General features: G+C 56.7%; 15 protein-coding genes. 8 read left to right on the top strand and 7 right to left on the bottom strand.

Annotated elements, in window-relative coordinates:
* The first annotated feature begins 49 nt into the window (after positions 1–49).
* Both hemN and OSH09_RS04970 read left to right on the top strand, forming a co-directional pair.
* Positions 50–1,471 (top strand): oxygen-independent coproporphyrinogen III oxidase, encoded by a 1,422-nt coding sequence (gene hemN, locus OSH09_RS04975; protein WP_266120347.1) that lies wholly within the window; start codon positions 50–52, stop codon positions 1,469–1,471.
* A 123-nt stretch (positions 1,472–1,594) separates the two neighbouring features.
* On the top strand, positions 1,595–2,740 hold the full coding sequence (locus tag OSH09_RS04970) for an NAD(P)H-dependent flavin oxidoreductase (RefSeq protein ID WP_207875048.1): 1,146 nt from the start codon (positions 1,595–1,597) through the stop codon (positions 2,738–2,740).
* A 15-nt stretch (positions 2,741–2,755) separates the two neighbouring features.
* On the opposite strand, the gene OSH09_RS04965 is transcribed toward OSH09_RS04970, so the two are convergent.
* Positions 2,756–3,292, bottom strand: a complete 537-nt coding sequence (locus OSH09_RS04965) for a hypothetical protein (RefSeq protein WP_222667168.1) — start codon at positions 3,290–3,292, stop codon at positions 2,756–2,758.
* A gap of 342 nt (positions 3,293–3,634) precedes the next feature.
* Here OSH09_RS04965 and OSH09_RS04960 point away from each other — a divergent pair, with 342 nt between their 5' ends.
* From OSH09_RS04960 to OSH09_RS04940, 5 genes are all read left to right on the top strand, one after another.
* Positions 3,635–9,544 carry an alpha-2-macroglobulin family protein gene (locus OSH09_RS04960; protein ID WP_266120346.1) on the top strand — a complete coding sequence of 1,970 codons (5,910 nt, stop codon included), beginning with the start codon at positions 3,635–3,637 and terminating at the stop codon, positions 9,542–9,544.
* Positions 9,528–11,690 (top strand): penicillin-binding protein 1C, encoded by a 2,163-nt coding sequence (pbpC, locus tag OSH09_RS04955; RefSeq protein WP_266120345.1) that lies wholly within the window; start codon positions 9,528–9,530, stop codon positions 11,688–11,690. The genes OSH09_RS04960 and pbpC overlap by 17 nt, the downstream gene beginning before the upstream one ends.
* A 74-nt stretch (positions 11,691–11,764) precedes the next feature.
* Entirely contained in the window at positions 11,765–12,349 is a 585-nt protein-coding gene (locus tag OSH09_RS04950; RefSeq protein WP_266120344.1) for a hypothetical protein, read from the top strand.
* Positions 12,350–12,461: 112 nt separating this feature from the next.
* Positions 12,462–12,917 carry a hypothetical protein gene (locus OSH09_RS04945; RefSeq protein ID WP_222667171.1) on the top strand — a complete coding sequence of 152 codons (456 nt, stop codon included), beginning with the start codon at positions 12,462–12,464 and terminating at the stop codon, positions 12,915–12,917.
* 152 nt (positions 12,918–13,069) lie between these two features.
* Positions 13,070–14,365 carry an aspartate carbamoyltransferase gene (locus OSH09_RS04940; protein WP_207875043.1) on the top strand — a complete coding sequence of 432 codons (1,296 nt, stop codon included), beginning with the start codon at positions 13,070–13,072 and terminating at the stop codon, positions 14,363–14,365.
* Positions 14,366–14,551: 186 nt separating this feature from the next.
* Here OSH09_RS04940 and OSH09_RS04935 read toward each other — a convergent pair whose 3' ends face one another.
* The 5 genes from OSH09_RS04935 to OSH09_RS04915 form a co-directional block, all read right to left on the bottom strand.
* Positions 14,552–16,072, bottom strand: a complete 1,521-nt coding sequence (locus OSH09_RS04935; protein WP_266120343.1) for a CoA-acylating methylmalonate-semialdehyde dehydrogenase — start codon at positions 16,070–16,072, stop codon at positions 14,552–14,554.
* A gap of 79 nt (positions 16,073–16,151) precedes the next feature.
* Entirely contained in the window at positions 16,152–17,720 is a 1,569-nt protein-coding gene (locus OSH09_RS04930; protein WP_266120342.1) for a sodium:solute symporter family transporter, read from the bottom strand.
* The gene (locus OSH09_RS04925) at positions 17,717–18,034 is read right to left on the bottom strand and encodes a DUF485 domain-containing protein (protein WP_207875041.1); all 318 of its coding nucleotides are present in this window, start codon (positions 18,032–18,034) and stop codon (positions 17,717–17,719) included. The genes OSH09_RS04930 and OSH09_RS04925 overlap by 4 nt, the downstream gene beginning before the upstream one ends.
* 51 nt (positions 18,035–18,085) lie before the next feature.
* Positions 18,086–18,880 carry a crotonase/enoyl-CoA hydratase family protein gene (locus OSH09_RS04920; RefSeq protein ID WP_207875040.1) on the bottom strand — a complete coding sequence of 265 codons (795 nt, stop codon included), beginning with the start codon at positions 18,878–18,880 and terminating at the stop codon, positions 18,086–18,088.
* Positions 18,881–18,924: 44 nt separating this feature from the next.
* Positions 18,925–20,532 carry a long-chain-fatty-acid--CoA ligase gene (locus tag OSH09_RS04915; protein WP_266120341.1) on the bottom strand — a complete coding sequence of 536 codons (1,608 nt, stop codon included), beginning with the start codon at positions 20,530–20,532 and terminating at the stop codon, positions 18,925–18,927.
* 113 nt (positions 20,533–20,645) lie between these two features.
* On the opposite strand from OSH09_RS04915, the gene OSH09_RS04910 reads away from it, so the two are divergent.
* Positions 20,646–21,698 (top strand): helix-turn-helix domain-containing protein, encoded by a 1,053-nt coding sequence (locus tag OSH09_RS04910; RefSeq protein ID WP_266120340.1) that lies wholly within the window; start codon positions 20,646–20,648, stop codon positions 21,696–21,698.
* A gap of 42 nt (positions 21,699–21,740) precedes the next feature.
* On the opposite strand, the gene OSH09_RS04905 is transcribed toward OSH09_RS04910, so the two are convergent.
* A complete protein-coding gene (locus OSH09_RS04905) occupies positions 21,741–22,637 on the bottom strand; it encodes a recombination-associated protein RdgC (RefSeq protein ID WP_207875037.1) in 897 nt (298 codons plus the stop codon).
* Positions 22,638–22,740 lie beyond the last annotated feature (103 nt).

Raw genomic sequence — 22,740 nt, 5'->3', positions numbered from 1 at the left:
CAATGAATGCTTGACTAGAAGAAACAGGTCTTTTGCAGGAGGACCCTTTATGCCGCAAATCGTGGAAGCATCGGATGCCAGCGCGCCTACCGCGCCAGATATTGAAATCTCGGAAGCCCTTATCCGGCGCTTTGATCGTTCTGGGCCTCGCTATACCTCCTACCCCACCGCAGACCGTTTTTTTCAGGATTTTCCTGCCCAGCCCTACATTCACGAATTATCGCGTCGCGCCCTGAGCAGCAGCAACCCCCCTCTATCGGTCTACCTGCATATTCCGTTTTGCCAGTCGCTTTGCTACTTCTGTGCCTGCAACAAGATCATCACGCAGGACCGCAGCAAGAGCGAGCAGTATCTGGATTACCTGCTGCGCGAAATTGATATGGTCACCCAATACATGGGTGATGATCGGCGCACCGAACAACTTCATCTGGGCGGCGGCTCGCCCACCTTCCTGGACAATGATCAGCTCTCTCGTTTGATGGGCAAGCTCAAAGAGCAGTTCATGTTCACGGCCGATGCCGAACTGGGCATCGAGATCGACCCTCGCACTTTGGCAGACGGTACGCTTCAGAACTTGGCGGATCTGGGCTTTAACCGTACCAGCTTCGGGGTGCAGGACTTTGACCCCAAGGTGCAAAAAGCGATCAACCGCATCCAGCCTTTTGAAATGGTCAAACGGGCCATTGAAGAGAGCCGGGCAGCCGGTTTCCAATCCATCAATACCGATCTGATCTATGGTCTGCCCCTGCAGACCCTGGAAAGCTTTGCCGTCACCATCGATTCGCTGGTGCAACTGCGGCCAGATCGTATCGCTCTTTATAACTACGCGCACTTGCCTACTCGCTTCAAGGCCCAGCGCTTGATCAATGAAGAAGAGCTTCCCGACGCCGACCAGCGTTTGCAGTTGTTCCTGATGTCCTCCCAGCGTTTGCTGGATGCAGGCTATGTCTATATTGGTCTGGACCATTTTGCCTTGCCAACGGACGAGCTCAATCTGGCTCGTCTGGACGGCAGCCTGCACCGTAACTTCCAGGGTTACACCACGCGTGCGGCCTGTGATCTGGTTTCGTTCGGCGTGTCGTCTATTGGTCAGGTGGGCACCATGCATGTGCAAAATGCCCGCAGCCTGCGCAATTACTACGCCGATATAGACCGGGGGCGTTTGCCCATCGAGCGGGGTATTGTGATGCAGCAAGACGACCGCCTGCGTGCGGAAGTCATCATGCATCTGATGTGCAGCATGCCTGTGCCAATTGTGCGTCTGGAAGCGCGTTACGGCATTGATTTTGCCAGCTACTTCTCTGCCGAGCTGCAAGAGCTCAGTAGCTACGCGGACGCAGGCTTGCTAACTGTCGATCACCAATCCATCCAGGTTTTGCCCAAAGGCCGTTTGTTTGTACGTGCCTACAGCATGGTGTTCGACAAGTACTTGAGCCAGGAAAGCGGCGCACGCTACTCCCGCCTGATTTAACACAGTGGCCGTCTTGAACAAGACGGCCACGATTCTATTGCCCTGTTTCTGGTCCCGACGTGGCCGACAGGTTCTTGCATCAACCTAAGGTATAACATCGTGCTAAAGACGGATTTACGTCTCATGTCCCTGAAGGGAAAACTGCTTTTGCCTATTGTTCAGGGTGGCATGGGAGTCGGTATTTCGGCGTCCCGGCTGGCTGGTACTGTGGCTGCATTGGGCGGGCTGGGGACGATCTCCAGCGTGGATTTACGGCGTCATCACGAAGACCTCATGGACAGCACCCAGGGTGATGTCGAAAAAGGCGTGGTCGATGCGGCCAATTTGCAGGCACTGGATCGTGAAATCAATCGTGCCCGCGAGCGCTCGGGCGGTAATGGCGGTATTGCCGTCAACATCATGAAGGCGGTGTCGCAGTATCCCGAGTACGTGCGTCAGTCTTGCGAAAGTGGGGCAGATGCCGTGGTGGTAGGTGCTGGCCTGCCGCTGGATTTGCCTGAACTGGTTCAGGACCATCCCAAAGTTGCCCTGATTCCTATCTTGTCGGATGTCCGTGGCGTCACCTTGCTGGTGAAAAAATGGCTGCGCCGCAAGCGTTTGCCCGATGCTGTCGTTCTGGAAAACCCCCGTTTTGCCGCGGGCCATCTGGGGGCAGCCGACGACCAGTCCTTGAACAAACCTGAATATGCTTTCCAGCGCGTTTTGGAAGGGTGCCGTGCCTTGTTCCGCGAGCTGGGCCTGGAGGCCGAGCGCATTCCCCTGATCGCCGCAGGCGGGATTCATCGTCCTGAACAATTGCGCCAATTAATTGATTGGGGTGCGGATGGTGTGCAAATGGGTACGGCTTTTGCCGTCACCGAAGAAGGCGATGCGCATGAGAACTTCAAACGCGTGTTGCTGGATGCAGAGCCCAAGGACATCGTGACCTTTATGAGTGTGGCTGGCCTGCCTGCCCGCGCTGTGCGTACACCGTGGCTGGATGCTTACCTGCACAAAGAGCAAAAGCTGCAATCGGTGGCGCGTGAGCGTGCTTGCACCGAAGGCTTTGATTGTCTGGCACATTGCGGTTTGCGTGATGGGGTGCAGCGTCATGGTCAATTCTGCATTGACCGCCAATTGGCCTACGCTTTGAAGGGTGACGTACAACGCGGTCTGTTCTTCCGCAGCTCGGAAGCCTTGCCTTTTGGTAAAGCCATGAAGTCCGTGCGCGAGTTGATGGATTACATGTTGAATGGTCGCAGCAAGCCCGGTGTGGTTCCAGCGGGCTAAGAGGAATCAAGGGCTTTAGCCCTTGATCTCGCGTATCAAGCCGTCCTCGGCGGCGTCAATCGTGTGCACCGCTTCCTGCCTTTGTGTTTCCAGTGCCAGGCGGCGGGCGATCTCATAACACTCTTCAATATGCTGGTTGCCGACTTTACGTAGCACCACAAAGCTGATGGATGCGGAAATGGCGCTGCCTATTAAAGGCACATATTTGGCGCCATATTTCCCAGCCAGTTTTTTCGCCCCCAGACGCACCAGAATATTGATCACCCGGTCTGTGGTCAGCACGCGTCCCACCATGCCCAGACCCATACTGGTTCCACCCACCACCACCAGTTTTTTAAGCTCGGGGCTCAGCGCATCCACATCGTTGGCTGTCAGCCCAAAACGGGCATTGATGATGGGGATGACCTTCATCAGAATCGCCACGTCAGCGCCCACATCAACACCGGGGATAGGCACAACGGCAGCGGCGGCCGACAGCAGGGCGCGCCGACTGATTAATTTGCGACATTCTTCGCGGGTCTTGTCCAGTTCCTTCAGTGTCATTGAGCTCATTTGTCTGTCCTGAAATCGAGGCGGAGTTATCCGTGCAAGCCTTGCGCATATGGGGTGGATGCGCCGGTTTTCCAGAGACTGCTTGGGGTGGGAAGTTTCTTATCGTAGTTGATCGCCTTGGTTTGGGGAAAAAAGCGGGGTATTGGTCGCATTTGAAATTTTTACTTTCAAATACCCAAAACGCCTTTTTTCACAGTGACAAGCATATTTAAACCCGAGTGTCTTTTTCTGTTGCACTTGGTGGCATTCTTTATGCAGCTATAGGGCCTTTTAGACACGCTCAGAGCCCCTGATTTCTATTAAACTGGCGCCGAAAATAGCACATTCCATAGGGGAAGAACGATGCATCGCCAGTCTTTGCTGGGTTTGATGTTCTTGCTGGGCGTCAGTAGCGCCCAAGCCATTACGATAAGCAGTTTTTCGCCTCAAGGGGCGACGTCTGATTTGCGGGATGTCAAAGTCACCTTTGCCACGCCCGCTGTTCATTTTGGGGATTCGCAACTGCCTGCTCCCGTGCAGGTGCAGTGTGATGATCCTGCGGCAGTCGGTCAAGGCCGTTGGCTGGATTCCCGCCGTTGGATTTACGAATTCGACGAGCGACCAGGCCCAGGCTTGAGTTGTACCGCCGTCGTGTCCACAAGCTTTCGCAGCATTAATAATGAAGCGATTAGCGGACCGGCCCAATATCGTTTTAATTCCGGCGGCGCCATTCTGGAAAGCAACCGCCCGTATTACAACATTATTGATGAAGACCAGGTCTTTCTATTCAACTTCAATGCGCCTGTTAATACCGCCTCTTTAGTCAAGAACGGCTATTGCCGGGTAGAGGGTATTGGCGAGCGTATTGGACTGAAAGCCATTGAAGGTGCCGAGCGCGACGCCATGGTTCGCGCCGAGTTCTATGTGGACGAGGTAGACGAGCGTTACCAAGCCGTTCAGTGTGCACGTCCCTTGCCTGCGGACGCCAGCGTGTCCGTGGTGCTGGAACCGGGCATCATGACGAAAATTGAAAATCGTAAGGGCGTTCCCAATACGGACCGTTATACCTACGATTTCAGCGTGCGCCCCGAGTTCACCGCTTCGCTTTCTTGCATGCGCGAACGTGCCGAAGCACCTTGCACACCCGTAGGCAGCTTTGGTGTTCAGTTCTCCGCACCGGTCCCGTACGAGTATGTGCGTCAGATCCGTTTGCAAGCCGGTAAAGATGTTTGGGAACCCAAGTCTGATAGCGATGAGGCCTGGCAAGATCGTGGCCCCAGCCAATACGTGCGTTTCGAGGGACCTTTCCCTGAAAATGCCAAGCTGACGGTCAAGATCCCGGACAACCTGACCGATGATGCAGGCCGCAGCCTGAAGAATCCGCAGGTCCTGGCCAATGGCATGAGCACCACGACCTACCCGCCGCTGGTGAAGTTTGCGGTTGAGCCTTTCGGGATTGTCGAGCGTTTCGGCCATGCCGACCGTGACGGTTCGGACGACTCCGATCCGCCCGCCATCGGTTTGAGCCTGCGTAATGTAGAAGCGAATCTGACGACAGAGCAAATGTTGGTCTCGGCCGGTCAGGTCGGAGCGATGGCCGTGACGGACGATAAAGAAGTCCTGGCCTGGTATTCCCGTTTGCGTCAGTTGGACTATTCCTGGATGGTCAGTGCAGAGCATCTGCGCAACCTCATGGATCAAGACTTCCACATCACCGCGCCTGTTGATGAGTCCGGCCAACTGGACTTGCGTGGTCAGCCGCTGTTGATCGGCAAGGAAGTTAAAAAGCTGGATCTGCCGGGCATGGATCAAAAAGACGAACGTCCTTTTGAGCTGATCGGTGTGCCTCTGAAAGACCCTGGCTTCCATGTGCTGGAAGTGGCGTCCCCACGTCTGGGTGCCTCCTTGCTGGAGTCGGCAGGCACCATGTATGTGCGCAGTTCGGTCCTGGTGACGAACCTGGGTGTGCACATCAAAAAAGGCGGCGACGATCTGCTGGTCTGGGTCACGACCCTGGATGATGCCAAAGTGGTTCCGGGCGCCAAAATTCGTGTCATGAACTGCCGTGGTGATGAACTGGTGGTTGGCGAAACGGATAAGGATGGGGTGTTCCATCATCCACATGCAGTCGGAACGTCCGACTATTGCAACGACACCGGCCTGTCCGGTTTGTTTGTGACGGCCCGGATCGACAAAAACAATCCTATGGCGCGTGGTAAAGATGAATTCAGCTTTGCCTTGAGTGAGTGGAATTCGGGTATTGAGCCATGGCGTTTTAACGTGCCTTATAGCTGGGGTGGCAGTGATGAGCCTATCGCTCACACCGTCATGGACCGCAGCCTGTTCCGTGCAGGTGAAGTGGCACACATGAAGCATTACGTGCGTGAGCGCGTACGCGAAGGTTTCAAGGCTCCTGCTCGTTATCCTGACACGATGATCGTCGAGCATGATGGCAGCGGCAAGCGGATTGAACTGCCCCTGAAATGGCAGAAGACAGCAGCGGGCAGCGTGTTTGCGCTGACCGATTGGAAGATCCCCAAGGATGCCGAGCTGGGCGTTTACCGTCTGCGTACAGAAGGTGAGAACCAGTACTTCAACTTCGGCGAGTTCCGTGTTGAAGAATTCAAGCTGCCCGTTTTGGGCGGCAGCATCAAGCTGGGTGATGGCCAGGATCGTCCTTATCTGGTGAAACCCAAAGAGATGCAGGCGGATGTGCAGTTGCAGTATCTGTCGGGTGGTCCGGCTGACTTTCTGCCCGTGCAGTTGTCGGCTGTGGTGCGTAGCCAATCGCCTTCGTTCAGTGCCTACGACGATTTCAGCTTTGCTCCTCCTGAAAAGAGCGAGCAGTCTGACGCCTCGGAATCGCGTGTGTTCTTGAACAAGCAGCGCTTCCAACTGGATGCCCAAGGTGGTTTGCGTGCCAAGCTGGATAGCCTGCCCGCTGTGGATCGGCCTTCCGAGTTCCTGGTGGAAGCCACATTTGCAGATCCCAATGGCGAGATCCAAACCCTGACCCAAACCGTGGCGGTATGGCCTGCGGATGTGGTGGCTGGTTTGCGTGCCGGTAGCTGGTTGGCCGCCGGTTCGTCCACCAAGCTCTCGGCCCTTGCCTTGAGCCCGGATGGCAAGCCATTGAAAAACGTGCCAGTGCGCATTGAAGCCGCTAACGTACAGCGTTTCTCGATTCGCAAGCGCATGGTGGGTGGCTTCTATAGCTATGACAACCAGGAGCAGCGTGAAGACCTGGGCACAATCTGCGAAGGTCGCAGCGATGAGCAAGGTCTGGTGCAGTGTGACGTGAAGCTGGAGAAGGGCGGTCAGGTCGAACTGCGTGCCGTTGCGCGTGATGGCGAAGGCCGTGAGTCGGTTGCTGCCAGCAGCGTCTGGGTCAGCGGTTCGGGCTATATGTGGTTCGGTGGTCAGAATGATGACCGTATCGACGTGATCCCTGCCAAAAAGACCTGGGCTCCCGGCGAGAAAGCCGAGTTCCAGGTACGCATGCCATTCCGTGAAGCCACAGCCTTGGTGGCCGTGGAGCGTGAAGGTGTCTTGCAGGCTCAAGTCGTTCAACTGGAAGGTGACAGCCCTAACGTCAGCGTAGAGATCAAGCCCGAGTGGGGCCCGAACGTGTACGTGTCCGTGCTGGTCTTGCGTGGCCGTCTGCGTGAAGTGCCTTGGTACTCCTTCTTTAGCTGGGGCTGGAGTCAGCCTTTGAATTGGTACAAGGCGTATTCGGAAGGCGGTGGCGAGTTTGTGGCGCCGACCACCACCGTAGACTTGTCCAAGCCTAGCTACCGTTTCGGTCTGACTGGTATTGAAGTCAGCAGTCAGCAAGATGCTCTGGATGTGAAGGTGACAACCGACCGCAGCCAGTACGCGATTCGCGAACAGGCCAAAGTCGAGATTCAGGTTCTGAAGTCGGATGGCACACCGGCAGCCGGTGCCTCTGTTGCTCTGGCAGCGGTGGATCAGGCCTTGCTGGAATTGAGCCCCAACAATAGCTGGAACTTGTTGACGGCCATGCGTGCCTTGCGCGGCTACAACGTGCAGACCGCCACGGCGCAATCTGAAATCGTGGGTCGTCGTCACTATGGTCGCAAGGCTGTCGCAGCCGGTGGTGGCGGCGGTAAGAGCCCCACTCGTGAATTGCTGGACACCTTGTTGTTGTGGAAGGGCAATGTGGAGCTGGATGCTCAGGGTCGCGCTACGGTGACCGTGCCGCTGAATGACTCCTTGACCCAATACCGCATCATGGCGGTGGCCGATTTGGCTGGTGACCGTTTTGGTAGCGGCTCCGCTCAGATCGTCACGACTCAAGACTTGCAGATCATTTCCGGTTTGCCTGCCATTGCTCGTGAGGGCGATGATTACCAGGCTCAAGTGACGCTGCGTAACAGCAGCCCGCGTGCTATGACCGTGAAGGTAACGGCAAAGTACCACGGTAAAGGTCTGCCTTCCTCGGCCTTGCCAGAGCAAACCGTTGAGTTGGCATCGGGTTCGGCCAAAGTCGTTTCCTGGCCCATGAAGGTTCCTGTCTCCAGCGGTTCGGCGACTTCGCATCAGATGGAATGGACGGTGGATGCACAGGAAGTTCAGCAGGCCGGTGCAACGGGTAAAGCAGTGAAAGACAGCCTGGCGGTCAAGCAGGAAGTCTTTACGGCGACCCCCATTAGCGTTCAGCAGGGCACATTGGTTGCGGTCGGTATCGATCAGCCTTTGAATATGTCGGTGCAAGCTCCGGCCGGTGCCTTGAAGAACGAGCAAGGTGTAGTTCAAGGTGGTCTGCAAATGCTGTTCCGCTCTTCCTTGGGCGGCGGTATGGAAGGGGTGCGTGCCTGGTTTGAACGCTACCCCTACACCTGCTTTGAACAGCAAGCCTCGCGTTATATGGGCCTGCGTTCCGAGGAAGCCTGGGCTGGCCTGATGCAGCGCATGCCTTCTTATATGGACCCGAATGGTTTGCTGCGTTACTTCCCCAGCAACTACGGTTGGGGCAGCCGTGTCTTGACCAGCTACGTCCTGGATATCAGCTACATTGCTGAATCCATTGGCCTGAACTACCCCATCCCGGCCGGTTTCCGCAACGAGATGCTGCAGGGTTTGGAAAACGTGGTGAATGGTCGTATCCCGAATATGCACACGGTTTCTCGTCAAGAGCGGGATATCGAGGTGATTCGTGCGACGACCGTCCTGGCCAAGTACGACCGTGCCCGCGTCAATATGCTGGATTCGGTGGAATTGAATCTGCAAAGCTGGCCAACGGAAATCCTGCTGGCCTGGGTGGATCTGACTCAGCGTTTGCCAGGTATCAAGAAAGCCGAGCAGACACGTAAAGAAGCGCTGGGCCTGATTCAGGCGCGCCTGATCAGCCGTGGCACTCGTCTGGTCTTTGGTGATGATGCGCTGAATGGCAATCCATGGGACATGACCAGCCGTGTGACCAATCAGGCCCGCTTGATGCTTCTGGTCAATGAAATGCCAGAGTGGCAAGAAGATATGCCTCGTCTGGCGCAAGGTCTCTTGGCCGAGCAGCAGCGTGGTGCCTGGCGCATGACCACGGAAAACCTCTTTGGCAGCTTGGCCATTGAGCTGTTCAGCCGTGATCACGAACAGTCCCCTAGCGGTCAGTCCATGGTGATTCTGGGTTCTGAAACGGCTCAGGTTGTGGATTGGGACATGCTGAACCCGGACGGTCAGGGCGTACGTTCCTCCAAGATTGACGTGCCTTGGCGCGGCGATCAGCCTGAAAACCTGAATGTTGAGCAAATGGGTGACGGCAAGGCCTGGATCGAAGTCCGTTCCCTGGCAGCGGTGCCTGTGAGCAAGCCGATCTCCGCGGGCTTGAGCATGGAGCGTCAGATTGAAGCGGTTGAGCAGGCCAAGCCAGGCGTATGGAGTCGTGGTGACATCATGCGTGTGAAGATCAAGGTCAAGGCTCAGGGTCAGGCAAACTGGGTGGTCGTGTCGGATCCGGTTCCTGCTGGTGCCACTATCCTGGGCAGCGGCCTGGGTCGTGACTCCGCCATGGCAACCGCCGGTGAAGAACAGTCCGGTCAGTGGCCCAGCTTTATCGAACGCCGCTTTGATGGCTACCGTGCTTACTACGAGCGCTTTGAAGAAGGCACCACCGAAGTCAGCTACACGGTGCGTCTGAATACAGTGGGTCAGTTTGTGCTGCCAGCCAGCCGTGCTGAAGCCCTGTACGAGCCTGATGTGTTTGCCGTCTGGCCTAATGAGCAAGTTCTGGAAGTTGTGGATGCACCAGCCAATTAAAGCAGGACTGCTGGTGTTGGGGCTGGCCCTGTGGGCCAGTCCCGGGCAAGCCATGCCCAGCTATGAGGAAGTTCGTCAGGCGTATCGATCTTCCGATGTGCAGGTGCTGGATCGCCAGGGGGAACTTGTTCAGCGTGTGCGTCTGGACTTCGCGCAACGGCGCGGCGATTGGGTCGCGCTGGAACAAATTTCCCCGGCCTTGCAACTGGCGGTCTTGATGTCTGAAGACCGCCGTTTTGAGTCCCATGGTGGGGTGGACTGGTTGTCAGTCGGCTCTGCCGCCTGGGACGGTCTGTTCACCGGACGTAGTCGGGGCGCTTCCACCATTACCATGCAGTTGGCCGGTCTGATAGATCAAGATTTGGTCGGCGGTCGGGGTGGGCGCTCGGTCTGGCAGAAGCTGGACCAGGTGGTTGCCGCCCAATCACTGGAAGACACTTGGACCAAGCCGCAAATTCTGGAAGCCTACCTGAATCAGGTGGCGTTCCGGGGGGAACTGGTCGGGGTGGACGCTATGGCGCGCACCCTGTTTCAAAAGCAGGCGACCGCGTTGGATGCGCGCGAGTCTGCGATTGCCGCGGTCTTGTTACGCGGCCCCAATGCCTCGGCGTTGACCGTCGAGCGCCGAGCGTGTCTGACCTTGCAGGAAATGGGACGCGCTCAACAATGTCGAGAATTAAGTAATCTGGTGCCGGTGGCTTTGCGCCGGGCCGCCCAGCCTCCCTTGGGGCAGGCGCAGTTGGCCCCGCATTTTGCCCGTTGGCTGCTGGAGCAAAACCCTCAAATCAAAGCCGGTGAGCGTGTGCGCAGCACCCTGGATGCACGTCTGCAAATGCGGGTGCAGGCCAGTATGCGACGACACTTGCTGGACCTGCGCACGGCGCGTGTCCAGGATGCGGCGGTGGTGGTGCTGGATAATCATGGCGGACAGGTGCTGGCCTATGTGGGCTCCAGTGGCGATCTGTCCGAGGCTGCCGAGGTCGACCATGCTCGTTCTTTGCGGCAAGCGGGTTCCACCCTCAAGCCTTTTCTTTATGAAATGGCCATTGAAAAACGCCTGTTGACGGCGGCCTCTCTGTTGCAGGATTCGCCGCTGAACCTGGCCACGGGCAATGGTCTGTATATCCCGCAAAACTACGACAAGCAGTTTGTCGGCTGGGTCAGTGCTCGCAATGCCTTGGCCTCATCCCTGAATATTCCTGCTGTGCGTGTCTTGACCATGCTGGGCCCGGCCAATCTGGTGGAACGTCTGCGAGCACTGGGCCTGAATCTGCGTCAGGACGGGGATTTCTATGGCTATAGCCTGGCTTTGGGTAGTGCGGATGTCACCTTGCTGGAGTTGACGAATGCTTACCGTGCACTGGCCAATCTGGGGCAGACGCAGGCTGTGCAAACACGTATGGATCAGCAGGCAGCACCGTTTCAAGCTGTGATGGATGCAGGAGCCAGTTGGATTGTGGGCGACATGATGTCGGACCGCCAGGCTCGTGTGTTGACCTTTGGTCTGGACAGCGCCCTGAGCACACCGTTCTGGAGTGCGGTCAAGACCGGCACCAGTAAAGATATGCGTGATAACTGGGCCTTGGGCTGGACCGAGCACTACACCGTCGGCGTTTGGGTCGGTAATAGTGCCGGTCAAAGTATGCAGGATGTATCCGGCGTGAGCGGCGCGGCACCGATTTGGCATGAAGTTATTAGCGTGCTGAATAAAGGGCGCCCCGGCCGTCAGACAGCCAGACCCGCACAGGTACAGGTTCGCCAAATTGAATTTGTGCCCGTTCTGGAACCCAGCCGCGAAGAGTTTTTTGTGGATGGAACCCAGACTGATCGCGTGGAATTAAGCGATGTGAATTCGTCTTACGCAGGCCCGGCACGTATCCGCGAGCCGGTGAATGGCACCATTTTCGCCTTGGACCCGGATATTCCACCGCAGAATCAGCAACTGCGATTGCTGGCTCAAGGTCAGATTACCGAGCCTCTGGTGTGGTGGGTGCAGGGAGTAGAAGCAGGGAAGGGGGCGCAGTTGCGAATTCCGTTAGTACCGGGGACGCTGCGCATTGAATTGAAAACAGAACAAGGTCGCTTAATGGATCAGGTCAGCGTACAAATTAGGGGTGCGCAAATGACAAGCTTTAACAAAGATTAACCGCTTGCGCTTTTACATGACTGATACACTGCTATCCTTATTGAATCTTCGTAAAGAGAGGGGGGAACTTCACTATGATGACTTTACGCACACTGGCTCGAATTTTGGCTCCTGTTGGTCTGGTCGCATTGGCCGCTTGTCAAACCGTTCAAGAAAAGCCGAGCGATCAAACTGGTACCTCCAGCGCCGCAACGCAAACTCCCTCCACGCCTGCAATAGGCGCTCAGCAAGCTCAGGTTCAGCCTGGCGCCGAGCAGCAAGCTGCACCCGTGCAAATCTTCCTGGCTGATACTCAGGAACAAGCGGGTTGGGCACGTGTCGACGTGCAACCCAATGGTGTTTTGTTTGTGAATCCGCGTGCCGTGGTGGTGCGTCAGGATCTGGTTGGCGTGCAAGCCGGGACCAACGACAGCAAAGAAGGTTTGCTGGCTTTGGATCTGACACCTGAAGCGGCTCAGCGCCTGCTGCAAGTGACCACCCAGTTCCCTAAAAAGCGTCTGGCTTTGGTGGTGGGTGACACCATGTTGGCAGCACCTGCTTACGGCTCGCCCGTTAAAGATGGTCGCCTGATTTTCATGGTTGGCACTGAAGCCAACGCCTTGGCCGCTGCTCGTGCCATTGCCGGTCCAGAAGCGACACAAACCAACGGCAAGAAGTAAGCTCTGCTTGCTGCCTTAACGCTGTCCTGGTCCTGGGTTTACTCATGTCCGGCTTTTTGAAAAATGCGGTGGGTGCAAACCCGCCGCTCTTGTTAATAACAGGAAAGTCGGTATGGTGACCCCGCCAGGCAGTCTTGCTTTTTACATCCTTTCTTTTCGGGTTCTGATCGGCCTGCATGGGGCTGCGCTGCTGTTCATCATGTTGATGGGCACCGGAGCGATCGGATCCGTTTTCGTCCCCGCTTTTTTACGCCTGCCCTTGTTCGTCTTTCTGATGGGGCTGGTCTCGGCGTTTCTGGCCTTGTGCTGGAGCCATTGGACCCTGGCGTGGCATAACTCCAAAGCAGGGCGTCGCTGGGCCTGGATACCCGGCTTCTGTTCGGCCTTCTTTCTGGCCTTGAGTCTGGCTCTTTTTGTAATCGGTGTATGGGGCACTCTGGGTCTGGCCGATTTTGCCTATCAGCATAGCGAATGGCTCACCTCCGGCCAGCAAGGTTACGACGGTCTTGTCGTTCCTAATAATGACCAGGCCGTGCCTTACACCACGCCGTATCGGCAGCATCCTTAGGGTGTGATCACTACACTTGGATAGCAGCGACTCCAGCCCGCTGCGTAGACTGTCGTTGTATTTTTTGCAATAGACTTAATTCTCCCTCGCTTTTTTATCGGCCATAGTCTTAAAATGTGCGCATTGCGTATATTTCATAAGCGAGAGCTGATATGGCCGTCTCCCAACAAGTTTTTTTGCGTGATGCAATGCGTCGCCTGAACCTGACTCGCGACGTTTTTGCGGCACGTATTGGGGTGAAGCGTCGTGCACTGGATACATGGCTGCTGCCTGAAGGCTCCCTGGAGTCGCGGGCCATGCCAGAAGTTGTGCAGCGTTTCGTCACGGAAATCGTGGAAAACGAAGCACTGCTGAGCAAGTATGCGCAAAGCGCACAGTCCGGTCCCTTGCGTGATCGTATTGCGACGGGCGGCAAACATCAGCTCCTGTCCGTCGACCAGTTCACCCGCGAAACTGTGGAAGAGCTGTGCAGCCTGGCCGACATCATGCAGCCCATCGCTCGTCGTCAAAAAGTATCGCGTGTGCTGGAAGGTGCGGTGCTGGGCAATCTGTTTTTTGAAGCCTCCACCCGTACCCGCGTCAGCTTCGGCTCGGCTTTCTGCCGCTTGGGCGGTTCGGTGTGTGACACTACCGGCTTTACCTTTTCTTCCATGGCCAAAGGCGAGTCCATTTACGACACCAGCCGTGTGATGAGTGGCTATGTGGATGCCATGGTGGTTCGTCATCCTGAGCAAGGCTCTGTGGCCGAATTCGCCCGTGCCACTAATATTCCTGTGGTGAACGGCGGTGACGGCGCGGGTGAACATCCCAGCCAGGCATTGCTGGATCTGTACACCATCAGCACTGAATTCTCCCGTCTTGGCAAGTTGCTGGATGGTGCGCATATCGCCCTGGTGGGTGATCTGAAATATGGTCGTACCGTGCACTCTCTGATCAAGCTGCTGGGTATGTATCGTGGCCTGAAGTTCACGCTGATCGCACCTCCCGGACTGGAGATGCCTGAGCACATTGTGGAGCAGGTCGCCAAGCAAGGTAAGCACGTGATCGAGCAGACCACCTCTTTGGAAAAAGGCCTGCCTGGCGTGGACGTGATTTACGCCACACGCGTTCAGAAAGAGCGTTTCGAGGAAGGGCAGGACGGCAGCTTCACGGCGGACTTCCAGGTCAATAAAGCGATTATCGACCGTTGCTGCGGCCCCGATGTGATCGTGATGCACCCGTTGCCACGCGATAGCCGCGAAGGCGCTCATGATCTGAGCGTGGACCTGAACCATGATCCTCGTCTGGCGATTTTTCGCCAAGCAGATAACGGGATTCCTGTGCGTATGGCAATCTTTGCGGTCTTGCTGGGTGTGGAAACGCTGGTGCAGCATTCCATGCGTGATGTGACCTGGAATCCTCCATCGCACATTGGCCCTGAGGATGCCGTCTTTCATGGCATGTACTAGTCCAGGTATGACTGGGCATTAAGTACCTGATAGCATTAAAAAAAAGCCGGGGCTCTGATTTAGAGCCCCGGCTTTTGTCTTTCATCCTAGTGTTTTCAAACCTGTTTTACGTGCAAACGCTAAGCTGCACACCGCGCTGAAAAGTTGCTCTGTGAAGCACAACAATCCAGCGCGACAGGTCTGTTTTTACTTGGAGGTAGGCATGGCAAATTCCGCACCCTTGGAGATGCTTTCAGGCCAGCGCTGCATGATGGATTTCTGGCGTGTGTAGAAACGTACGCCTTCTTCACCGTAGGCGTGCATATCGCCAAACAGGCTCTTCTTCCAGCCGCCAAAACCGTGCCAGGCCATAGGGACAGGAATAGGTACGTTGATACCAACCATGCCCACATGGATACGGCGACCAAATTCACGGGCCACGTTACCGTCGCTGGTAAAGCAAGCTACACCGTTGCCGAACTGGTGCTTGTTGATCAGTTCAATGGCGCTGGCCAGATCCGGTACGCGTACGCAGCACAGAACAGGGCCAAAGATCTCGTCCTGATACACGCTCATGTCGGGGGTGACGTAGTCGAACAGGGTGCCGCCCATCCAGAAGCCGTCCTCGCAACCTTCACCGGCTTTGGCGCCGTCAAAGTTACGGCCGTCCACCAGTAGTTTGGCGCCTTCTTGTACACCCTTGTCGATGCAGCCGCTGATGCGTTCGCGCGCTTGAGGGGTCACGATAGGGCCCATTTCGGCGGCAGCGTTGGTGCCGTTCAGAATCTTCAGACTGCGGGTACGTTCTTCCAACTTGGGCAGGATGCGCTCGGCAGAGTCACCCACCAGCACGGCCACCGAGATGGCCATGCAACGCTCGCCTGCCGAGCCGTAGGCGGCACCGATCAGGGCGTCCACGGTCAGGTCGATGTCGGCGTCAGGCATGACGACCAGGTGGTTCTTGGCGCCGCCCAGGGCCTGGACACGCTTGCCACCAATGGCGCCCATTTCATAAATGCGGTTGGCAATCGGGGTGGAACCCACAAAGGATACGGCTTGCACGTCCTCGTGATTGACCAGGGCCTCAACTGCGTCTTTATCGCCTTGCACCACGTTGAACACGCCATCGGGCAGACCGGCTTTTTTCAGCAGTTCGGCAATGAACAGGCTGGGGCTGGGGTCGATAGGGCTGGGTTTCAGCACAAAGGTGTTACCCGCGGCGATGGCGACGGGGAACATCCACATGGGCACCATGACCGGGAAGTTGAACGGGGTGATACCGGCTACCACACCCAGGGGCTGGCGCATGGTCCAGTTGTCGATATTGGTGCTGACCTGCTCGGTGAAATCGCCTTTGAGCAGTTGGGGAATGCCGCAAGCAAACTCCACAATTTCAATACCACGGGTGACTTCGCCCATTGCATCGGACAGAACCTTGCCATGCTCGGCGGTGATCATGGCGGCCAGTTTTTCCTTGTTCTCGTTGAGCAAGGCCAAAAAGTTGAACAGCACGCGGGCGCGGCGTAGCGGTGGGGTGTCGGCCCAGGCGGGGAAAGCAGCCTGCGCGCTGGCCACAGCGGCGTCAATATCTTGCTGGCTACCCAGTTTGACCTTGGCGCTGACCTGGCCGGTGGCCGGGTTGTACACCGGTTGAGTACGCGTACCGGCGCCAGCCTGCTGGCCACCTCCGATGTAGTGAGCAATTTCGGGGGTGTTTAACTCTGTCATGGTGATGCTCCTGCTGGGATGAATTAAAACAAGGGGCGGTAGCCCGATCAGGCTGGACTACCGCCAGAGTACCAAGTACTCAGTGAGAGACGGCCGCAATACCCACTGCTGTTTCAGCGCGGACTTGCTGGGCGTCAAACCCGGCGCGGTCCTCGCTGGCCCGGCGGCTGCGGTCCAGTTTCGAGACAAGATAAATCGTGATGAATGCCAAGGGCATGGAAATCAGGGTGGGGAAGTCGTACGGGAAGACGGCTTCGGAGAAACCCAGAATACGTACCCATACGGCAGGGGAAAGAATGACCAGACCCAGGGCCATCAGCAAGCCTGCCAGACCACCCACAATAACACCGCGTGTGGTGACGTCACGGCAGTACATGGACATCAGCAGCACTGGGAAGTTGGCCGATGCCGCAATACTGAAGGCCAGGGCCACCAGGAAGGCGACGTTCTGGTCGCGGAACAGCAAGCCCAGGAAAATAGCCACAAAACCAATACCAATCGAGGCCAGACGGTTGACACGCATAGCCTGGGAAGGCGTGACGTCGTCGCGACGGATGACTTTGGCGTACAGGTCGTGGGCCACCGCGGAGGCACCAGCCAGCGTCAAGCCACTGACCACGGCCAGAATCGTGGCAAAGGAGACGGCGGCCAGCAAACCAAACAAGAGGTTGCCACCCAAGGCGGTTGCCAAGTGCATGATGGGCATATTGGAACCACCCAGAACCATGCCACCTACCTTGCCGTCTATGTAGAACTGCGGGAACTTGGGCAGAATCGCCATGGCACTCAGACCCAGAAAGCAGATCACCACAAAGAACACGCCCATCAGACCTGTTGCCACGAAGACCGATTTACGGGCAGCGCGTGCATCGGGTACGGTGAAAAAGCGCATCATGATGTGCGGCAAGCCTGCAATACCAAACACCAGCGACACGGCCAAAGACAGACCCGAGAACGGATCGGCCATCAGCTTCCAGGGGCCCTTCATGGCTTCGCCTGCCTGATGATGCTCGGCAGCAGCGCTGACCAGGGCAGAAAAGTCGAAGTTGAAATACCACATGGCCAGGGCAGCCATCAAAAAGCCATTACCCATCATCAAAATGGCTTTGATGATCTGTACCCAGGTAGTTGCCACCATACCGCCCACCACCACGTACACCATCATGAGCAAGCCCACGGCTACCACGGCATAGGTGTAATCAATGCCAAACAGCAGTTGCACCAGTTGCCCTGCGCCGACCATTTGCACGATCAGGTAGAACAACACGACGGTCAGCGAACTGATGGCGGTAAAGATACGGGTGCTGCGTTCGTCCAGGCGATACGAGACGATGTCGCTCAAGGTGTAGCGGCCCAGGTTGCGCAAGCGTTCCGCAATCAGAAACATGATGACGGGCCAGCCCATGAAGGCGCAGACCGCATACAGCAGCGAGTCAAAGCCGTTGGTAAAGGCCAGGGATGAAATGCCCAGCAAGGTGGCGGCGGACATGTAGTCACCCACAATGGCCAGGCCATTTTGCGTGCCGGTAATGCCGCCCCCGGCGGTGTAAAAGTCCGAGCTGGAACGGGTGCGTGACGAGGCCCAGTAGGTGATGCCCAGGGTAACCAGGACAAAAGCCGCAAAGATCAGAATGGCTTGTGTATTCATGGGCGCACCTTTGCCAGTACTCGCTCGCACAGCGGGTCAAAGCGGGTGTTGGCGACGTGAATGTAGACGCCAGTTAATAACCAGGACACAAAAATCAGTCCTATCCCGTACACCATGCCACTGTTGACAGCTCCTCCACTGCCCAGGTCATGGGTTAAAACGCCGGGCCAGAAAATGGCCGTCACGATGAACAGGCCGGTCAGCCCCAGGCAGATGCCGGCGCAGGCAAATGCCAGACGCCGACGCTGCGACTTGAGTTGCTCATATTCCTGTAGTCCGGACAGTGCCCGGCTTAACTCTTGATGCGACAGCATGGTTTTGTCTCCGTATTGTTGTGATTACTGCCCATGTCCGCCTGGCCGATGTTATTTGGTCGGCTTCACTTTATGAGCTTTTTTATTAACAAACTCCCCCAAGCGGTCCTGCACATCCCGCCCGGTTTGTACGACTGCTGCCATCAAGCCCTCGGCAAAGAGGCCGTCGGTGGCAGACATATCGGCAATGCGGCTGATCGAGCTGACAATGGCGTAGTTCGACAAGAGGGCATTGCCTGCAATGCGCTGGGCCAGTTCCAGGCTCAGCTCATAGGCTGTTTTGGGGTTGGCGTCGTTGTTGCACACGTAGTGCGCCAGCCCCAGTCGTTCCCCTTCCACAGCGTCCAGCACACGGCCGGTCAGCATCAGTTCAATCATGCGGTTGGGGGAAATGATCTTGGCCGTGCGCACGGTAGCGCCGCCGCCGGTAAAGATGCCGCGTGTGCCTTCAGGCAGGGCAAAGAAAGTGCTGCTGTCGGCCACGCGAATGTGTGCGGCGCTGGCCAGTTCCAGGCCGCCACCGACGACAGCGCCTTGCAGGCAGGCAATCACCGGGATGCCGCCGTGTTCGATCTTGTCGAAAGCACGGTGCCAGCTTTGGCAGACGCGCAGAAAATCCACCGCGCCGCGTTCTTTGTCATGGTGTTCTTTCAGGTCCAGACCCGCGCAGAAGTGGTCGCCTTCTGCCTTCATCAGAATGACCCGGATGTGCTCGGGAATATTGGAGAAGTACGCATCAATTTCAGCAATGGCATCTTCATCCAGGGCGTTGCGCTTGTGCGCCTTGTTCAGCGTGACAATTCCGATGTTGTCCAACTCGGTGGTGAGCAGGAAAGGGGCGGCCATAAAAAACTCCTTGTGTTACGTAAATGCGTGGGCAGCAGTGCAAATCAGTTGGGATCGGTGTGATCCGCCAGCATCTTGCGCAGTGCCATTTTTTGAATTTTTCCAGTTGCGGTCATGGGCATCTGGTCGATGAAAATTACTTTGTCGGGGACCGACCAGCGGGTGACGCGATCCTGATAGCGTTCCAGCATGTGAGCCTCGTCCAGATCAGCACCTTCGCGTGGCACCACGAACAGCACAGGGCGCTCGCCCCATTTGTCGTCGGCCTGGGCGATGCAGGCAGCCAGTTCGACCAAAGGCTCTTCCATGGCGATGTTTTCGATCTCGATTGAGGAAATCCATTCGCCACCAGACTTGATCACATCCTTGCTGCGGTCGGTAATGTAGACGTAGCCATCGGCGTCGATGGAGCCTACGTCGCCCGTGCGGAACCAGCCGTTTTCACTGGCCAGATCGGGTTTGCCGTAATAGCGGTCCATGATCCAGTTGCCCTGGATCAGCAGGTGGCCGCTGCTTTTGCCGTCGCGTGGCAAGGTGTTGCCTTCGTCGTCAATAGTCTTTAAGCGGGCACCAAACAGGGCGCGACCTTGCGAAGCCAGCACGTGCTGCTTCTGGGCTTCGGGCAGATCACGGTGTTTGGGCAGCAACTGGCATACGGTGCCCAGCGGCGAGGTTTCTGTCATGCCCCAGGCGTGGCGCACGGTAATGCCGTAGCCTGCCCAGGCGGCAATCATATTGGGTGGGCAAGCCGAGCCACCAATCAGAATGCGGCCCAGGGTGCTGAACTGTTTGCCGTTCGCTTTGGCGTAGTCCAGCACGGTTTTCCAGATCGTAGGAACACCGGCAGACAGGGTGACGCCAGCCCGTTCACACAGGGAGTAAATGCGTTCGCCTTGCAGGTTTGCTCCGGGCAGTACCAGCTTGGCACCGGACATCAAACCGGAATAGGGTAGGCCCCAGGCATTGACGTGGAACATGGGGACCAGGGGCATGACGGCATCGCCGCAGGCAATGCTCAAGGCATTGGGGTGAGAAGAGGCATAGGCATGTAAAAGGGTGGAGCGGTGGGTGTACAGCGCGCCCTTGGGATCGCCCGTGGTGCCGGAGGTGTAGCACAGGCCGCTGGCCGTGTTCTCGTCAAACACGGGCCATTCAAAGCCCGCAGTGTCATTGCCCAGCCAGCTTTCATACTCGTCGGCCAGGGGGGCGTGGTTCTGGCTACCCATGCGGACCCAGTGCTTGACCGTGGGGCATTGGGTGCGCAGATCGCTGACCATGTCATCGAAATGCTCGTCGTAGAACATCACCGTGTCTTGGGCATCATTAATGATGAAGGCAATTTGTTCGCGAGTCAGGCGGGGGTTGACGGTGTGGCAGACCAAACCGATACCTGAGGTGGCATAGTAAATTTCCAGATGGCGATAGGTGTTCCATGCCAAAGTTGCCACGCGCTCGCCGGGCTGAAGGCCTTCACGGCGCAGTCCCATAGCCAGATCCTGAGCCCGGTGGGCGAATTCAAGATAGCTGTAGCGATGAATGTCGCCATTATCCAAAGCGGTAACAATCTCCTGCTCAGGGTTATTCTCTACGGCGTGGGTGAGAATGGAACTGATGAGCAAGGGCATATGCATCATATTTCCAGTGCCTAACATGGTGATGTCTCCTTGTATTATGTGTGTCAGCATAGGATGCTTTAGCACCTTACCCAATAGCCAATACTGACGTCGAATATGCAAAAAGTGACAATCTTTGAAGGGCGCAGAGAATGAATGCATTGCCCGGCACGCTGCCGGTGCCTGTGGATGCGGCCCATACCGCCACGGTGGCCCTGGATCTGGTGCAGGATTGGTTTTACAGCCTGCGCACCAGCTATTCCGAAGAAGTTCTGGATCACTGCCTGAAGCAGTCCGGTATCGTGAAGGATTTCATTGATCGCCCCGGTGCGCGTTTGACGCGTGATCAATTGGTGCGCCTGTATCAGGAAAGCGCCAGAAAAACGGGTGATGAGATGATGGGCTTCTGGACTCGGCCCATACGTGCCGGAGCCTTGAAATACATCGTGCGTACCGTGCGAGATGCGCCGTCCATTAATGTGGCCTTGTACCGTTTCACCCAGTTCTGGAATCTGCTGCTGGATGATTTCAGTCTGAATCTGATACGCACAGACAAGGAGTTGGGCATTGAATTGGTGCCGCGCTATCCAGCGGCCTATGTGCATCGTTTTGGCCATGCGCTGATGCTGAAATTGACACACGGCATCGTGTCCTGGTTGATGGGACGTGAGGTGCCAGTGCAGCAAGTGGCTTTTGCGTTTCCCCGTCCTGCCTTTGCATCGGACTATTCGGTGCTATTTCCGGCTTCAGTCAGTTTTGACGCGCCGTGCTCTCATATTTTGTTTGGAGTGGAGTTGGGGCAGGTGCGGCCGCAGCGTACTCAGGTAGAGGCCAGAGCCTTTCTGGAGCGTGCGCCGCGTGACTGGATTTTTACGTCCTACCACGAGCACGCCTTGCGCTTGAAAGTGCGGGAAATTCTGCATACCGACCTGGGTTATACCTTGCAGGACGTGTCCGGCAAATTGCATATGTCGGCGCGCACGCTGATACGCAGGCTACAGGAAGAAGGCCTGTCGTTTCAGGGAATCAAGGATGAGTTACGCCGAGATCTGGCGATTTTTAAATTGCTGCGCAAGGATATGTCGCTGGCTGAAATTGCGTATGCATTGAAATTCAGTTCACCAGCGACATTTCACCGGGCCTTCCGTCATTGGACGGGAATGACGCCCGGTGTCTATCGCGCTGCCCAACAGGAACTGGCCTGAAGGGCGGCCCTGGCCGGGTTTGAACCCGGTCTGGCCCAGGCTTTACTTGCGCTCGCCGCCCAGCACTTCGACCAGATCGCTGATCATCTTGGCCAGTTCGGCGGTCATCAAGGTCATGTCGGCATCAAAGATTTCGTCATCGTTGACGGCCGTCACGTCTTGTTTTTCAGTCAGGATGTCCAGCGGAGCGACGCGTTTGACGTCAAGCGCATCGGTCAGCACGAAGCTGATGCGATCCGCCCAGGTCATGGCCAAACGGGTGCATTGCTTGCCCGCTTCGACGTGCTTGCGCACTTCGTCAATATCCGCGCTTTGCTTCACGTAGCGTACGGCCGCACCGCTGTCGCCGGTGGAGCGCAGCTCAGTATCCTGGTCTACGGTGAAATTAGCCAAGGCTTCCTGATCAACCAGCCAGGAGGTCATGGCGGCACCTGGAGATTCCTCGGTGTACAGAGGCAGAACCGGGAAGGGCTCTACGCTCTTGGCCAGCAGGCCCAGAACTTCGTCGCTCTTGGCCGTGGCAGCGGCATCGATAGCCAGCCAGTGGTTGCGAGTATCCAGCCACACACGGGTATCGCGCGAAACGGCGAAGGCACGAGGCATCAGGTCCACGATGACTTGTTCCTTGATTTCCTTCATTTGCTTGCGGCCGGGTTTGTAGCCTTGCTGCTCTTCGATATCACGAGCCTTTTCACGAGCGACCTGATTGATCACGGTGGTGGGCAGCAGCTTCTTTTCGGCGCGCAGAGCGATCAGGTACTGACCGTTGACTTCATGCACCAGGGCATTGTTCTCGCGCGGGCTGACCCAGCCCAGGCTGAGCGGTTCCTGGCTGGAGCCAGGAGTAAAGCTGTGTTTGGAAAGAGCTTCTTCCAGCTCTTCGGCGGAACATACCCAGTCGGGGGAGAGGCGATAGATGCGTAGATTCTTAAACCACATGGATACGAAGATAAATAAACAGAAGAAAGGGGGCGGGCATCAAGCCCGAGTCGATGTTCGATTGTACGCGCAGATCTTCCTGTGTCGCCCGGCCATTTACGGA

The organism is Alcaligenes parafaecalis (genome assembly GCF_026344135.1).
GTDB lineage: Bacteria > Pseudomonadota > Gammaproteobacteria > Burkholderiales > Burkholderiaceae_B > Alcaligenes > Alcaligenes parafaecalis.
Note: the sequence above shows the minus strand (reverse complement) of the source record. Positions and strands in the feature narration are given on the sequence as shown.